The following is a 14716-nucleotide window of genomic DNA, read 5'->3' on the forward strand; positions in this document are numbered from 1 at the left end:
ACTCTTCATCCAGACGTCGCGCTCGTGGCTTTAAAAAGCCTAATAACAATAACTTATCTCTACCCTCGTGTAATGCGGGAGGACCCTGTGCAACCTGAAAACATTCATCTGGATAATTCACTGACAAGCCGGGAAGAGGTGCAACGGCTGGTCAACGACATGCTGAACGCGGTGGCGCCCTTTTTTAAAAAAGACGCCAGCCGCATTGATTTAGCGAACTTTACCGCTCACTACGGCCAGCAGGTCGCGAGCATGGAAACCTTTTCCCGCCTGCTGTGGGGGGTGACGCCGCTGTTGGCTGGCGGCAGCGAGCCGCAGCACTTCTCTTTCTATATACAGGCGATAAAAAACGGCACCAATCCGCAGCATGCCGATTACTGGGGCGACGTGGCGCCTTACGATCAGCGAATTGTCGAGATGGCGGCCTACGGGCTGCTGCTGGCGCTGGCGGGTGAAACCGTACTGGCGCACTTCACCGAGACGGAGAAAGAGAATTTATGGCGCTGGCTAAAGCAGTGCGAGACCCGGGAAATCCCCGATAACAACTGGCACTTCTTTCCGATTCTGGTGCAGGTCGGCTTCCATTATTGCGGCATGCCAACTAACCCGCAGGCGCTGGAAGATCATTTTGCTGCCATGGAGCATTACTACCTCGGCGATGGCTGGTACTCCGATGGTCCGGGCCGGCCGCGCGACTATTACATCTCGATGGGCTTTCATTTCTATGGCCTGATTTACGCGAAGCTCATGGCCGGGGTCGATCCACAGCGCTGTGCAACGCTGCATGACCGGGCCGCGCGTTTCTCCTCTGACTTCATCCATTTCTTTGCCGAAGACGGCGCGGCGATCCCGTTTGGCCGTAGCCTGACCTACCGCTTTGCCGAGGCGGCGTTCTGGAGTGCGGCGGCCTTCGCCGGGCTGGAGGTCTTTTCGCCTGGCGTGATGAAGGGCATCGTTCTGCGCCATCTGCGCTGGTGGCTGAAGCAACCGATGTTCGACCGCGACGGCGTGCTGAGCGTCGGCTACAGCTATCCGAACCTGGCGATGGCGGAAGACTACAACGCGCCGGGTTCGCCATACTGGGGCCTAAAGACCCTGCTGGTGCTGGCATTAGATGAGGGCAATGCCTTCTGGCAGGCGGCTGAGCTGCCGCTGCCGCCGTTGCCCGCGCAGCACACGATAGCCCACGCGGATCAGGTGGTGGTGCATCAGGCCGACCACCTGTGGATGCTGACGTCCGGCCAGCTGGAGCTGAACAACTTCGTCAATACCGAAGCGAAATACTGCAAATTTGCCTATTCCACCCGCTTTGGCTTCACCATCGAACGCGGGCGCTACGGCCTGAACCATGCCGCGCCCGATTCGATGCTGCTGCTGGCCGAAAAGGATAACTACTGGCGTGGGCGCCGCGAATGCCAGCACGTGGTCACCGCTGACGGCACCATTTACAGCCGCTGGCTGCCGTGGCGCGACGCGGTGATTGAGAGCTGGCTGCTGGCGCTGGGCGACTGGCAGCTGCGCGTCCATCGTATCCATACCCGGCGCGCGCTGGACTGCGCGGAGGGAGGCTTTAGCCTGGCGAACCGCCCGCAGCCGCAGGTCCACGAGAGCGACGGCGCCTGCTGGTTACGCAATGCCCGGGATGTCTCAGCCATTTTCTGTTTACACCCGCACGCCCGCCGCGGCGAGACGGTAGTGACGCCGCCAAACAGTAATCTGCTGTTCGCCGAGCGCGCGGCGGTGCCAGTGCTGCGCGGTGAACTCGACCCCGGCAAGCATGTGTTAATCAGCGCGGTGTGGGCGGGAAATGCCGCCGACTTCGACCCGCAACGCTGTCCACAGGCCATCATTAGCGATGACGCGGTACGCTTCGTGACGGCACGACAAGAAACGACGCTCGTTCTGGCCCCGGAGGCATCGCTATGAGCACATCATCGTCCGTACGCGCCGCACAGTACAAAATGAGTACCTTTATTTTTCTTTACTTCTTCACCTGGTCATCCAGCTTTGGCCTTTACGCCTTATGGCTGAGCCAGAAAGTGGGTCTCGATAGCGTCACCATCGGCAGCGTGTTCGCCATCAACGGCGTCTTCGCGGTGGTCCTGAAGCCGGTGTACGGCTACATCATGGACAAAATCGGCATGAGCAAGTGGCTGCTCTATTTTGTCTGCGCCATCTCTGCGCTGATGGCGCCGTTCTTCGCGCTGGTGTACCAGCCGCTGCTGCAAAGCCATGCGATGGCGGGGATTATCATCGGCGCGCTGTATCTGAGCCTGGGCTGGTACGCCGGCGTGGCGGCGTCTGAATCTTATGCCGACCGCTTTAGCCGCCTGTACGGGCTGGAGTTTGGCCGCATCAGAATGTGGGGTTCGCTGGGCTGGGCGATGGCGGCTTCGGTCTCCGGGCTGTTGTTTAATTTCACGCCGCTGGCCAACTTTCTGCTCAGCAGCGGTACCTCGGTACTGATGCTGCTGGTGCTGATGAGCCTCAAAATCGGCGACGAACAGCTGCGCAACAACAGCGTCATCTCCGCCAATAAGATCGTTTTTGCCGACGTGCTGATGCTGCTGAAAAACCGCAAATTCTGGATGTTCAGCCTCTACGTCGCCGGAGTGGCGTGGATGATGTTTATCGCCGAGCAGCAGTTCCCGCGCTACTTCGTGTCGTTCTTCGCCACCAAAGAGCAGGGTAATGCCTGGTACGGCTACCTGAGCACCGTCCAGTCGGGAATGGAGTTCGTGATGATGATGTTTATCCCGTGGCTGGTGAACCACTACGGTGCGAAGCGCGGCCTGCTGTTCTGCGGCTGCGTGGTCGGAGCACGGCTGATCGCATCCGGGCTGACCAGCGACCCGATTGTTATCTCCATCATCAAACCGTTTTATGGCGTCGAGATCGCGCTGCTGCTGATTTCGGTCTTCAAATACATCGCCGAACATTTCCATCGTCGGGTTAACGCCACGATGTACCTGCTGGGCTACCAGGCGATGATTTACGTGGGTTCGATTGTGGTCGCCCCGCCTGCCGGCTACCTGTACGACAGGATAGGCTTTGAGCATACCTATCTGCTGATGGGCTGCTGCGCCCTGATGTTTACGCTGATTTCCGCCTTTACGCTGTCGCGCTGCCAGTCGAATCGCGATGTTTCACGACCCTTTGCTCCGGCTTTAGATACCGCCCCGGTTGAACCAGCCAAACATTAACTCAGGAGTTGTTATGACCAAATCTGTTATCACCGAAGCGCTGCGGCCGATCGAACTGCATCAGGTCGATCGCCTGGCGCTGAGCCAGAAGCTGGAAGCGGCCTTAACCCGCGTCACACGCAAGCTAGACAAGAATATTGTCGCCTTCGGCGATAAGTTCCCCGGCGAAGCCTGTGAGAAGGGGGTCTGGCCGCGCACCGATAACGTGGAGTGGACCACCAGCTTTTGGCCTGGCCAGCTGTGGCTGGCGTGGGAGATGACCGGCAAAGCGCATTACCGCAAAGCCGCCGAGCGCTATTTACCGTCGTTCGCCCGGCGTATTGAGCAGCGTATCGACACCGCCACGCACGATCTCGGGTTTCTCTATTCGCTCTCCTGCATCAGCGCCTGGCGGCTCACCGGTAACGAAGCCGCTCGCCGGTCGGCGCTGCTGGCAGCCGGGCTCCTGATGGAGCGTTTTAACCCAACGGCCAGCATTATTCAGGCGTGGGGTGATTTAAACGACCCGGAGCAGCAGGGGCGAATGATCATCGACTGCAATATGAACCTGCCGCTGCTGTACTGGGCCAGCGAACAGACCGGGGATCCGCGCTATGCGCACGCGGCAACGGCTCACGCCGGACAGGCCGCGAACTATATCGTGCGTGAAGATGCCTCGACGTATCACACCTACTATATGGATGTGCAGACGGGTGAGCCGCGCTTTGGCAACACACATCAGGGCTACAGCGATACCTCATGCTGGTCGCGCGGCCAGGCATGGGGCATTTACGGCTTCCTGCTCAGCTATCAGCACACCGGCGATAAGCAGATGGTTGAGCTGTCACGCAGCCTGGCGCATTACTTCCTTAACCGTCTGCCGGAAGATGATGTTTGCCACTGGGATCTGGCCCTGCTCGGTACCGACGCCGTGCGCGACAGTTCAGCGGCGGCGATTGCCGCCTGCGGCCTGCTGGAGCTGGTCAAGGCGCTGCCAACGCTCGACGCAAACCGTGCGTATTATGAAGAGATGGCACTGCGTATTGCGCAGTCGCTGACCGATAACTACCTTGCTCATGACGACGATCCGACCGAAGGGTTGCTGCAGCACTCGGTTTATCATATGGGCAGCGGTAAGGGCGTCGATCAGTGCTGTAGCTGGGGAGACTATTTTTATCTTGAGCTGCTGGTGCGGCTGCGACAGATTTGGCACCCGTACTGGTAACCCTTAAGCAATGGAGAGCAAGATGAAAAGCGTAGCCGTGCTATTAGCCCCCGGTTTTGAAGAGGGGGAAGCGATTGTCACTATCGATATCCTGCGCCGCCTGAATATTACGGTACAGACGATAGCCTGCGGCGAGAGTCGCGAGGTGGTGAGCTATCACGCCATCCCAATGGTGGCGGATAGCACCCTGAAGGCCAGCCTCGATCGGACCTTTGACGCCGTGGTGTTACCGGGGGGCCCGGAAGGCAGCGTCAACCTGGCGAAAAGCACGGAGGTGATTGCCTTCGTTCGCCGCCATGATGAAGCGGGCAAATATATCTGCCCGATCTGCTCCGCCGCCGCCCGCGTGCTGGGCGGCAACGGACTGCTCAAAGGGCGCCGCTATGTCTGTTCTGGCGATTTGTGGAAAACGGTCAGCGATGGCATTTACGTCGATGCCGACGTGGTGGAAGACGGCAATCTGCTGAGCGGCCGTGGGCTGGGTAAAGTATTTGATTTCGCCTTTACCCTGGCGGCGCGATTACAGGGCGATGAAGCGTTGGCGCGCGAGCAGGCCAGCCATATTGATTATGCGTGGCCGCCGGGACGCGTCTGATAACAAAGCGTTGCTGGCACAACTGAAAAACCTCCGGCTATGCCGGAGGATAGTTATTTCGTTTTACAGCGCAATCACCAGCTCCCCGGAGTGACTCCGCGAACAGCAGAGCGCCACCTGCTGGTTAGCCGCGCTTTTTTCTGCATCCGACTGCACGCTATCCCTGTGGTCCACCACGCCGTCAATCACCGGCGTCAGGCAGGCGCCGCAGATCCCCATTTCGCAGGACAGCGGAACGTCCACGCCGTTTTCCTGTAATACCTGAGCGATGGTCTTATCCGCAGGCACCGGCCAGCGCTCGCCGGTGGAGGCAAGTTTGACGGTAAAAATCTCTCCCGCGGCAGGAGAGGCTACAGGCTGGAACGCCTCGCTGTGGATATGGGCGTCATCCCAACCCTTCGCCGCCGCCACGTCGCGCGCTTTCTCCATAAACCCCGCGGGTCCGCACACCCACGCGTGCAGCCCCGCCTCAGGCGCCGGGAGATGCTCCGCCAGCGTGGTTCGTGGGCTGGTGGTATGAATAATGCAGTCACCGCACTGCGAGAGTTCGCGCGCAAACGCCGCGCTTTCCCGTTTTCTGACGTAATAGTGCAGCGTAAACGGCGTCCCGATAGCTTTCAAATGCAGAGCCATCGCATACAGCGGCGTAATGCCAATCCCTGCTGCCAGCAGCAATACCCGCTCTGCCTGATGCAGCGGAAACAGATTGCGGGGGGCCGAGATCGAAAGCCTCTGGCCCGGACGCAGCGTTTCGTGAACGTAGCGCGACCCGCCGCGCGAGGCGGCTTCCCGCCCCACGCAGATAAGATAGCTCTCCTCCCCACAATCCCCGGTCAGGGAGTACTGGCGGACCACGCCGCAGGGCAGGTGGACATCAATGTGCGCGCCGGGCTGCCACGCCGGTAGCGCGTCGCCGTTTTCGGCCACCAGCCTGACGGCGAGGCTTTTATCCCCCTCGCGCCACAGCCCGTCAACGATCGCGTTCAGCATATTGGCCTCCGTCATACCAGGAAAAATTCGCCAAAGCCCATCTTCTTCAGTCCACGGCGGTAGGCAATCGAACTCTTATCTGCCGGAATATGGGCTTCCAGAGTGAGATCCAGCGGCAGACTTTCCGGGCGCTGGGTTTCGACCATCAGGCGATCCTCTTCGAAGATGCGCAGGTTGAAGGCATGCACGTCTTCCACCGGAATATGCAGGTCAAAGTTGCGCGCGATGGGCGCGAACATGCGGGTCACCCGTGACGAGACGGGCGAGGCGGCGTTCATAATCACCAGCCGCGATTCACCCGGAAAGTGAATCGTCAGGGTGGCGGTAAACGGCAGATGCATTTCAAAATGGCGCAGCCACTGGAACCCTTCTGGCGCCTGCACGGGTGAACTGGCGGGATAGTTGCTCACGGAACTCCAGTAATCGGCCACGAAACCGAAGGGCGTCTCCTGCGGCTGATAGTGGGGCACCAGCGGGTTATTGGGGTCGGCAAAGGTATCGGTATGGATCCAGGCAAAGTGCGCCACGTCCAGAAACCCCTCCACCTGGCGCCCGGCGAAGCCGTTCACCTCAAACGCCGGGCAGTTGATCTGCTGAAATCCGTCGTCGTCCCAGTGCGGCATGGTGGGCAGCGGCACGGGATCGTCCGGGTCAAACGCCAGGCAGGTCCAGATCAGGCCGAAGCGCTCTTCCACCGCGTAGTTAATCAGGTTCAGCTTCGCCGGAACGGGCTGGTCGGGGCTGGACGGAATACGGTTGCAGCGCCCGTCCTCCCCAAAGCGGAGGCCGTGGTAAGGGCAGATAATTCCGTGCTCATCGTGAAAGCCGAGCGTCAGCGGCACGCCGCGGTGCGGGCAGACGTCACGGGCGACCACGACCTGGTCGTTAATTCGGTAAATTACCAGCTGTTCATCCAGCAGAGTGGCTTTGACGGGCGCCGGGCCGACGTCGCAGGCGCGCGCGACCGGATGCCAGCATTTCGCCAGACGCAGCCAGTCTTCCGGATCAAACGTGCAGTGGGCGGGTGGAGTCGGTTCTCTTTTCATCGTTGTCCCTCTTGTTCAGCCTAACGGGCCGCCCTGAATGGTCTCGCACAGACCGTTGATAATGCGCTCTCCGGTCTCCTCTTTGAGCTCCTGATACCAGGCCTGCGTCAACGCCATGTCTTTCCCGTGGGTGACGTCACAGCGTTTACGCGCCTTCAGCACCAGGTCACGCACACGGTCGCAGCGCAGGGCTTCGTACTGCCGCAGCGCCAGCGTAATGTTGTGGTTTTCACGCAGGCATTCGCCCAGCACCACGGCGTCCTCCATGGCCGCGCAGCCGCCCTGGCCGATATCCGGCGTGGTGCTGTGCCCGGCATCGCCGAGCAGCGCGACGTTGCCGCGCACCAGGCTGTCGAACGGCTCGATGTCATGGATTTCAATGCGGTTGGTGGTATCGGGATCCAGCGCGGCGATAAGCTTCTGCACCGGCGGCGCCCAGCCGCGGAAGTAGCCCGTGAGATCGGCGCGCAGGGTGGTGCGATCCTCCGCCAGGCCTGCGGGCAGCGGCACGTCAAAAAAGAAGTAGAAGCGTCCGCCGGAGACGGGCATCAGCGAGACGCGTTTACCCTCGCCAACGAAGGTGGTCCACTGGTGCGCCGGGGCAATCTCTTCGTCAATTTTCACCAGCCCGTTCCAGTTCACGTAGCCGGCGTAGCGGCGCTCCGGGGTATAGCCCAGCACATACGGGCGAACCGCCGAGTGGCTGCCGTCTGCGGCAATCAGGAAATCCCCGGCTGCCGTGGTGCCGTCGGTGAAGGTGACGCTCACGCCCGCGTCGTCTTCGTGGACGTGTTCCACGCGCTTGCCAAACTGCACCTTGTCGCGCCCCCAGAAGTCCAGCATTTCGCGCTGGAGTTCAGCGCGCGAGACGGGGCAGGGGCGCCCGCCGGTACGCTCCACCAGCGGGGCGAGGCTGAAGCGGGTCAGGGTGTCGCCGCGCCGGTAATCCTTGTAGGCCATAAAACGCATCGGACCGCCCCAGGTCTCGATAATGTCGCCCATGCCGAGGTGCTGCATACACTTCACGCCGTTAGGCCAGATAGAGATGGCCGCCCCGACGGGCCGGATCTCTTTTACGGCTTCGAACACGGTACAGTCGATGCCCGCTTTCTTTAGCGCGACGGCGGCGCTCAGGCCGCCAATACCCGCGCCAATGACGATTGCTTTCATGCTTCTCTCCTTTTGCAGGGTGTAAAAACATTCAGCAATTTGCGTACCAGGCTGTAGAGTGGCGAAAACGGCGTTGTGGGAGGCGGGTTTGCACTGCTAAGGTGCGCAAACGCGGTGAACATGCCTTTTTATGAATCAATAATTTCCTGTTCAGCCATACAGAATCGACTGTTTCATGCCGGTCACAAGAGTGGCGCGGTTTGTGCAACAACCCGGAGGATGACAATAAAGGAGACACCATGATCGCGCTGCACGACTTCAATCATCTTCCTGAGAAAGAGGCTCTCGCTCTACTCCATCCCTGCGTGGCGCTCCCCGGCTGGGCTGAGGCGCTGGTCTGCGGTCGGCCTTACCCGAGCCGGAGTGAATTAACGATCGCGGCGCAGGCGCTGATGCAGCGCTGGGATGAGGCGGCGTTAGCGCAAGCCCTGAGCGCCCACCCGCGCATCGGCGAAAAGCCCGCGGGTGCACAGGCGGAGGCGGCGCTGTCGCGTCAGGAGCAGGGCGCGGTGAATGACCGGGACGCGGCGCTTGCGCAGGCGCTGCGCGAGGGCAACGCCCGCTATGAGGCCCGCTTCGGGCGCGTTTTTCTGATCCGCGCGAAGGGCCGCAGCGGCGAGGACATTTTACAGATACTGAACGCGCGGCTGGAGAACAGCGACGCGCAGGAAGTGCAGGCGGCGCTGGAACAGCTGCGGGAAATTACGCTGCTGCGGCTGGAAGGAGTGATTAGCGAATGAGCACGCTCAGCACCCATATTCTCGATATTTCAACGGGCAAACCCGCAGAGGGCGTGACGGTCCATCTGCAGCAGGACGGGAACACGCTGGCCACGGGCGTGACCAACGCGCAGGGGCGCATTGCCGCGTTCGTTTCCTCTCTGCCCGCAGGCCGCTATCGGCTGGTGGCGGAGATCGGCGCGTGGTTTCACGAAACCGGCCGGGAGACGATCTACCCCTGCGCGCAAATTGATTTTGTGACGGGAGAAACGGCAGACGAGCACTTCCATCTGCCGTTTGTGATTGCGCCCGGCGGGTGGTCAACCTACCGGGGCAGTTGACCACACCCGCTCGCCGTTGACCCAGGTCTCGCTGATGTTGCGCTCGTCGCCCAGGGTCATCAGCACAAATAGCTGCTCGTAGATATCCTGACAGCGGCGATTGCGCAGGCGCTGCAGCGGCGTCACGTCAGGATCGATAACCACAAAATCCGCCTCTTTGCCGGGGGCGAAGTTGCCAATCTTATCGTCCAGCCTGAGGGCGTGCGCGCCGCCCAGCGTGGCGTGATAAAACGCCTCGCTGGCGCGCAGGCGGTAGCTCTGAAGCTGGCCGACCTTGTAGGCTTCTCCCAGGGTGCGCAGCATGCTGAAGGTGGTGCCCGCGCCGACGTCGGTGCCGATGCCCATCCGCACCCTGTGCTGCCAGCAGGCGGGCAGGCGAAACAGCCCGCTGCCGAGAAACAGGTTCGAGGTTGGGCAAAACGCCACCGCTGAACCGGTGTCGTGCAGGCACTGCCACTCGCTGTGGTGGAGATGAATCGCGTGGGCAAACACGCTGCGCTCGCCGGTCAGGCCGTAGTGGTGATACACGTCCAGATAGCGCTCGTGCTCCGGCCAGAGATCGTTCACCCAGGCCACTTCGTTTGGGTTTTCGCTGAGATGGGTCTGCAGCCAGGTATCCGGGAACTCCTCTCTGAGCAGGCTGACCGCGGCGAGCAGCTCGGGTGAGGACGTTGGGGCAAAGCGCGGCGTAATGGCATACCCCAGCCGCCCCCGTTGATGCCAGCGCTGGATAAGCTCCCGCGTCTGCCGGTAGCTCTGCTTTGCGTCTTCGCTCAGGTAGTCCGGCGCGTGCCGGTCCATCATCACCTTCCCGGCGATAAGGCGCATGTTGAGGCGCAGGGCCTCGGTAAACAGCGCCTCGACCGATTCCGGATGCAGCGTGCAAAACACCAGCGCGGTGGTGGTGCCGTTGCTCACCAGCTGGTTAATGAAAAATTCGGCGATCTCCTTCGCGTAGGCTTCATCGGCAAACTGGCTCTCCACCGGGAAGGTGTAGGTGGTTAGCCACTCAAGCAGCTGTTCGCCAAAGGCGCCGATCATCTCCGTTTGCGGATAATGAACGTGGGTGTCGACAAAACCGGGCAGCAGCAGCCTGCCGCGCAGGTCGGTGTAGCCTTTGTGAGGGTCAAGATACTGCTCGCCCTCCTGCCACGCCGTGCGCGCCAGAATTTTACCGTTCTGGATAAACAGCAGCCCGTCCTCAAGGTAGCGCGCGTGTTGGGCGATCGCGTCTGCGCTGTCGCAGACCTGGGCGATATCGAAAAATGCACCGCGTATCGCAGTCTGGTATTCCATCGTGGGTCCTGCCTTAGTGTTTGCGTAGCGGGGTGAAAAGGCTCAGCAAGAACGGTGCCAGATTGAACGGGCCGCAGATAAACTGCGGCCGGAGGGAGGGGGTTACTCTTTTTGCGTTGCCACGCGGGAGCTGAACGAGGCCGCGCCTGCCGTCTCGCGCTCTTCCCGCGCCAGCCAGCGGTAGGTCACGCCGCCGAGGAAGACGCCGATAAACCAGCTGAAGTTTGCCACCTCATGCAGGGCCGGGATAAAGCCAATCACCAGCCCCACGGCAACGGACGGGATCAGCGCGCCAATGGCCTTCGGGTTAAAGCCGTTGCGGTACCAGTATTTGCCCTTTGGCGTGTCGTCGAACAGATCGTCTACCGACACCTTGCCGCGCTTAATCAGGTAGAAATCGGCAATCAGAATGCCGAACAGCGGCCCGATAAACGCGCCGAGCACGTCCAGGGTGTAGTGGATAAGCTCCGGCGAGTTGAACAGGTTCCACGGGGTGAGCAGGATCGAGCCGACGGCGGCAATCATCCCCCCGGTGCGGAAGCTGATCTTCTGCGGCGAGCAGTTAGAGAAATCAAACGCCGGTGAGACAAAGTTCGCGACGATGTTGATCCCGATGGTGGCGGTGATCATGGTCAGCAGGCCAATCGCCACGGCCAGATCGTTACCCACGCGGCTGACGGTTTCGATCGGGTCGGTGATCATGCGGCCAAACAGCGACTGGGTGCCGGAGACAATCACCACGGTGACGATGGAGAACAGCAGGAAGTTAAACGGCAGCCCCCAGCGGTTACCGCGGCGGATCTCGCCCATGCTTTTGCCGTAGCGGGAGAAGTCGCCAAAGTTGAGCAGCGGGCCGGAGAAGTAGGAGACCACCAGCGCGGTCGCGGTGATCATCTGCCAGGTCTGCTCGCCCGCGCTCAGGGATTTGCTGGCGAGGGTAAAGGAGATCCCGTCAAAGCCGGTCTTGTATACAATCCAGCCCGCGAGGGCCAGCATCACCACATAGACCGCGGGACCAGCGATATCAATAAAGCGCTTAATGGCGCTCATGCCGTGCCAGAAGACCATCGCCTGAAGGACCCACATGATGGCAAAGCAGATCCAGCCCAGCGGCGACAGGCCCAGGAAGGCACCGGTGGTAAGGCTCGCCAGAGAAGGCCAGAACTTCAGCACCACCAGCATCAGCGCGTTGGCGGCAAGCCAGGTCTGGATGCCGTACCACGCAAAGGCGATAAGCCCGCGGATCACCGCCGGAATATTGGCCCCGAAGACGCCAAACGCCTGACGGCTGATCACCGCGTAGGGTACGCCCGCCATCTGGCTAGGTTTTGCGACCAGGTTGGCGCACAGCTGCACAATGCAGATCCCCACCAGCAGGCAGAGCAGCACCTGCCAGCTTGCCAGCCCGAGCGTAAAGAAGCTCGCGGCAACAACGTAACCCCCCATGCTGTGAACGTCGGACATCCAGAAAGAAAAGATGTTGTACCAGCTCCAGTTCTGGTCACGCGTTGGTGCCAGATCCTCATTGCAAAGACGTGGGCTGTAAACCGCACCGGAATCAGCGGCCGTACCCTGCTGTGCGTTTTGACTGTTTGGCATGAATCCTGCTCCTGTTAATGAAAACCCGTTGAGTGGGAGTGCAAACGGTATTGCAGGATTCAGGCCAAAATAATAAATCTTGTATGCAATATTTTATTTTTATGTATACGATTCGCTAACGAAAGGTAAAAGATGGAGTGGTAAATGAACATCGTAAACGCCCTGCAGACCGCGCCAGACCTGCATGACAAAGACGAATCGATCTTTCAGGCGCTGATGACCGCGATTGTCGAACATCAGCTGCTGCCGGGAAGCAAATTGCCGGAAGAGGCGCTGGCCGAGGTGTTTGGCGTGAGCCGCACGGGCATTCGCAAGGTGCTTCAACGACTCGCCGCTGTGCAAATGGTCACCTTAACGCCCAAGCGTGGTGCACACGTTGCCAGCCCGACGGTCGAAGAGGCGCGGCACATCTTCCGCACCCGCGCCCTGCTGGAGGTCGCCAACCTGCCGGACGTGCTGGCCCGCTGCCAGCCGCCGCACCTTGCCGCGCTGGAGGCCATTAATCGTCAGGAGCAGCAGGCGCACGAGGCGTACGACGGCCCGGCGGCGATCCGACATTCCGCCAATTTCCACATTCAGCTGCAGGCCATCTCCGGCAATCAGGTGCTGACGGAGATGGTGACAGGCCTGAGCCAGCGCTCCTCGCTGGTGATTGCCACCTGGGGCGCGCCGTGGCGTCAGGGCTGCCGCTGCAACGACCACGAACAGCTGGTGGATCTGCTGCGTCAGAAGGCGCTGCAGCCGCTGAGCGATGCCCTAATGCACCATTTTGAACATATCGTCGCCAGCCTATGCTTCGAGCGGGCGGGCGAGTGCCTGCCTGATTTTGCCCGGCTGTTTGCCGGCCACAAGGAGTCGTAATGTCATCTGTCTGTATACAAGTCATTAACCCCAACACCAGCCTCGCGATGACGGAAACCATCGGCGCGGCGGCCCGCGCGGTGGCGGCGCCGGGCACGGAGATCCTCGCGGTCTGCCCCAGCGCTGGCGTGCCGTCTATCGAGGGCCACTTTGATGAAGCCATCGCCGCCGTGGGGGTTCTCGAACAGGTCAGGCTCGGGAGAGAGCAGGGCGTGCACGGTCACGTCATCGCCTGCTTTGGCGATCCGGGCCTGCTGGCGGCGCGCGAGCTGGCGCAGGGGCCGGTAGTCGGCATTGCGGAAGCCGCCATGCATATGGCGACGCTGGTGGCGACGCGCTTTTCGGTGGTCACCACGCTGCCGCGCACGCTGATTATTGCCCGCCATCTGCTGCACCAGTACGGCTTTCAGGACAAGTGCGCGGCACTGCACGCCATCGATCTCCCCGTGCTGGCGCTGGAAGACGGCAGCGGTCTGGCGCAGGAGAAGGTGCGCGCGCGCTGTATACAGGCGCTGAAGGAGGACGGCTGCGGCGCCATCGTGCTGGGCTGCGGCGGCATGGCGACCCTGGCGCACGAGCTGACCCGCGAGCTGCGCGTGCCGGTTATCGACGGCGTCAGCGCGGCGGTGAAGATGGTGGAGTCGCTGGTGGCGCTGGGGCTCTCGACCAGCAAGCACGGGGATCTGGCCTTCCCGGAGAAAAAAGCGTTAAGCGGACATTTTCAGGCACTGAATCCATTTTAATTTTTTGGGGGTGGCAATGGGGCTTTTTGAACAGGATTACCCGCGCGATCTGCGCGGCTACGCGGGCAACCCGCCGCACGCGCGGTGGCCGAATCAGGCGCGCGTCGCCGTGCAGTTTGTGCTCAATTATGAAGAAGGGGCGGAAAACCACGTTCTGCACGGCGATGCCGGATCCGAGCAGTTCCTGTCGGACATCATCGGCGCGGCCAGCTACCCGGACAAACACATGTCGATGGACTCCCTCTACGAATACGGCAGCCGCGCCGGATTCTGGCGGATCCACAGTGAATTTCAAAAGCGCGGCCTGCCGCTGACGGTCTTTGGCGTGGCGATGGCGCTGGCGCGTCACCCGGAGATCGTTGAGGCGATCAGGGCGGCGGATTACGACGTGGTCAGCCACGGCTGGCGCTGGATCCACTATCAGAACATGGACATCAGCCAGGAGCGCGAACACCTGCATAAGGCGGTGCACGTGCTGACCGACCTGTTCGGCAAGCCGCCAACGGGCTGGTACACCGGGCGCGACAGCCCCAATACCCGCCAGCTGGTGGTGGAGCACGGCGGCTTCGACTACGACAGCGACTACTACGGCGACGACCTGCCCTTCTGGACGGAAGTGGCCTGCGGCGACGGCACCCGCAAACCGCACCTGATCGTGCCCTATACGCTGGATGCGAACGACATGCGCTTTGCGACCGCGCAGGGGTTTAACACCGCCGAGCAGTTTTATACCTACCTGAAGGACAGCTTTGACGTGCTGTACGAGGAGGGGGAAAGCGCGCCGAAGATGATGTCCATCGGCATGCACTGTCGCCTGCTGGGGCGGCCGGGGCGTTTTCGCGCGCTGCAGCGGTTCCTTGACTACGTGCAGCAGCACGAGCGGGTGTGGGTCTGTACCCGCCAGCAGATTGCCGACCACTGGCGGGAGGTGCATCCGTTTCAGAAGTAA

13 protein-coding genes and 1 pseudogene are annotated in these 14716 nt (G+C 61.1%); 9 read left to right on the forward strand and 5 right to left on the reverse strand.

Features of this window, described 5'->3' with window-relative positions:
- Nucleotides 1-87: 87 nt before the first annotated feature.
- Genes UTO39_RS20320 through UTO39_RS20335 form a run of 4 tightly spaced genes read left to right on the forward strand, consistent with a single transcriptional unit; the run spans nt 88 to nt 5002 of the window.
- Nucleotides 88-1926 carry a DUF2264 domain-containing protein gene (locus tag UTO39_RS20320; protein ID WP_253541455.1) on the forward strand — a complete coding sequence of 613 codons (1839 nt, stop codon included), beginning with the start codon at nt 88-90 and terminating at the stop codon, nt 1924-1926.
- Nucleotides 1923-3203, forward strand: coding sequence for an oligosaccharide MFS transporter (locus UTO39_RS20325; RefSeq protein WP_320727927.1), 1281 nt, complete (start codon nt 1923-1925; stop codon nt 3201-3203). The genes UTO39_RS20320 and UTO39_RS20325 overlap by 4 nt, the downstream gene beginning before the upstream one ends.
- A gap of 13 nt (nt 3204-3216) precedes the next feature.
- Nucleotides 3217-4407 (forward strand): glycoside hydrolase family 88 protein, encoded by a 1191-nt coding sequence (locus tag UTO39_RS20330; RefSeq protein WP_320727928.1) that lies wholly within the window; start codon nt 3217-3219, stop codon nt 4405-4407.
- 22 nt (nt 4408-4429) lie between these two features.
- Nucleotides 4430-5002, forward strand: coding sequence for a DJ-1/PfpI family protein (locus UTO39_RS20335; RefSeq protein ID WP_151412851.1), 573 nt, complete (start codon nt 4430-4432; stop codon nt 5000-5002).
- Nucleotides 5003-5065: 63 nt separating this feature from the next.
- Here the strand turns inward: UTO39_RS20335 and UTO39_RS20340 are convergent, their stop codons facing one another.
- Genes UTO39_RS20340 through hpxO form a run of 3 tightly spaced genes read right to left on the reverse strand, consistent with a single transcriptional unit; the run spans nt 5066 to nt 8208 of the window.
- Nucleotides 5066-5992, reverse strand: a complete 927-nt coding sequence (locus UTO39_RS20340; RefSeq protein ID WP_320727929.1) for a PDR/VanB family oxidoreductase — start codon at nt 5990-5992, stop codon at nt 5066-5068.
- A gap of 11 nt (nt 5993-6003) precedes the next feature.
- Nucleotides 6004-7038 carry a molybdenum cofactor-independent xanthine hydroxylase subunit HpxD gene (gene hpxD, locus UTO39_RS20345; protein ID WP_320727930.1) on the reverse strand — a complete coding sequence of 345 codons (1035 nt, stop codon included), beginning with the start codon at nt 7036-7038 and terminating at the stop codon, nt 6004-6006.
- A 15-nt stretch (nt 7039-7053) separates the two neighbouring features.
- Nucleotides 7054-8208, reverse strand: a complete 1155-nt coding sequence (gene hpxO / locus UTO39_RS20350; protein ID WP_320727931.1) for an FAD-dependent urate hydroxylase HpxO — start codon at nt 8206-8208, stop codon at nt 7054-7056.
- A 239-nt stretch (nt 8209-8447) separates the two neighbouring features.
- On the opposite strand from hpxO, the gene uraD reads away from it, so the two are divergent.
- Nucleotides 8448-8948, forward strand: coding sequence for a 2-oxo-4-hydroxy-4-carboxy-5-ureidoimidazoline decarboxylase (gene uraD / locus UTO39_RS20355; protein WP_320727932.1), 501 nt, complete (start codon nt 8448-8450; stop codon nt 8946-8948).
- Nucleotides 8945-9268: a hydroxyisourate hydrolase gene (gene uraH, locus UTO39_RS20360; protein ID WP_061098646.1), complete on the forward strand. Its 324-nt coding sequence runs from the start codon at nt 8945-8947 to the stop codon at nt 9266-9268. Before uraD ends, uraH begins: the two co-directional genes overlap by 4 nt.
- Here uraH and guaD read toward each other — a convergent pair.
- Both guaD and UTO39_RS20370 read right to left on the reverse strand, forming a co-directional pair.
- On the reverse strand, nt 9248-10564 hold the full coding sequence (gene guaD, locus UTO39_RS20365; RefSeq protein WP_253541466.1) for a guanine deaminase: 1317 nt from the start codon (nt 10562-10564) through the stop codon (nt 9248-9250). The two genes, uraH and guaD, sit on opposite strands and share 21 nt — an antisense overlap.
- A gap of 102 nt (nt 10565-10666) precedes the next feature.
- Nucleotides 10667-12163 carry an NCS1 family nucleobase:cation symporter-1 gene (locus UTO39_RS20370; protein ID WP_151412853.1) on the reverse strand — a complete coding sequence of 499 codons (1497 nt, stop codon included), beginning with the start codon at nt 12161-12163 and terminating at the stop codon, nt 10667-10669.
- A 144-nt stretch (nt 12164-12307) separates the two neighbouring features.
- Here UTO39_RS20370 and UTO39_RS20375 point away from each other — a divergent pair, with 144 nt between their 5' ends.
- The 3 genes and pseudogenes from UTO39_RS20375 (at nt 12308) to puuE (ending at nt 14716) form a co-directional block, all read left to right on the forward strand.
- Nucleotides 12308-13024, forward strand: coding sequence for a GntR family transcriptional regulator (locus UTO39_RS20375; protein WP_253541469.1), 717 nt, complete (start codon nt 12308-12310; stop codon nt 13022-13024).
- Nucleotides 13024-13899 (forward strand): annotated as a pseudogene (gene hpxA / locus UTO39_RS20380) (allantoin racemase). The gene UTO39_RS20375 and the pseudogene hpxA overlap by 1 nt, the downstream one beginning before the upstream one ends.
- Nucleotides 13817-14716 carry an allantoinase PuuE gene (puuE, locus tag UTO39_RS20385; RefSeq protein ID WP_320727961.1) on the forward strand — a complete coding sequence of 300 codons (900 nt, stop codon included), beginning with the start codon at nt 13817-13819 and terminating at the stop codon, nt 14714-14716. The pseudogene hpxA and the gene puuE overlap by 83 nt, the downstream one beginning before the upstream one ends.

Origin of the sequence: Enterobacter sp. 118C5, from assembly GCF_034107645.1 — a bacterium.
Classification (GTDB): Bacteria; Pseudomonadota; Gammaproteobacteria; order Enterobacterales; family Enterobacteriaceae; genus Enterobacter; species Enterobacter nematophilus.

Bases quoted from the DNA above. Each gene is read 5' to 3' on its own strand.
- UTO39_RS20325 (WP_320727927.1), top strand. From the start codon at position 1,923: ATGAGCACATCATCGTCCGTACGCGCCGCACAGTACAAAATGAGTACC.
- UTO39_RS20330 (WP_320727928.1), top strand. From the start codon at position 3,217: ATGACCAAATCTGTTATCACCGAAGCGCTGCGGCCGATCGAACTGCAT.
- UTO39_RS20335 (WP_151412851.1), top strand. From the start codon at position 4,430: ATGAAAAGCGTAGCCGTGCTATTAGCCCCCGGTTTTGAAGAGGGGGAA.
- UTO39_RS20340 (WP_320727929.1), bottom strand. From the start codon at position 5,992: ATGCTGAACGCGATCGTTGACGGGCTGTGGCGCGAGGGGGATAAAAGC.
- hpxD (WP_320727930.1), bottom strand. From the start codon at position 7,038: ATGAAAAGAGAACCGACTCCACCCGCCCACTGCACGTTTGATCCGGAA.
- hpxO (WP_320727931.1), bottom strand. From the start codon at position 8,208: ATGAAAGCAATCGTCATTGGCGCGGGTATTGGCGGCCTGAGCGCCGCC.
- uraD (WP_320727932.1), top strand. From the start codon at position 8,448: ATGATCGCGCTGCACGACTTCAATCATCTTCCTGAGAAAGAGGCTCTC.
- uraH (WP_061098646.1), top strand. From the start codon at position 8,945: ATGAGCACGCTCAGCACCCATATTCTCGATATTTCAACGGGCAAACCC.
- guaD (WP_253541466.1), bottom strand. From the start codon at position 10,564: ATGGAATACCAGACTGCGATACGCGGTGCATTTTTCGATATCGCCCAG.
- UTO39_RS20370 (WP_151412853.1), bottom strand. From the start codon at position 12,163: ATGCCAAACAGTCAAAACGCACAGCAGGGTACGGCCGCTGATTCCGGT.
- UTO39_RS20375 (WP_253541469.1), top strand. From the start codon at position 12,308: ATGAACATCGTAAACGCCCTGCAGACCGCGCCAGACCTGCATGACAAA.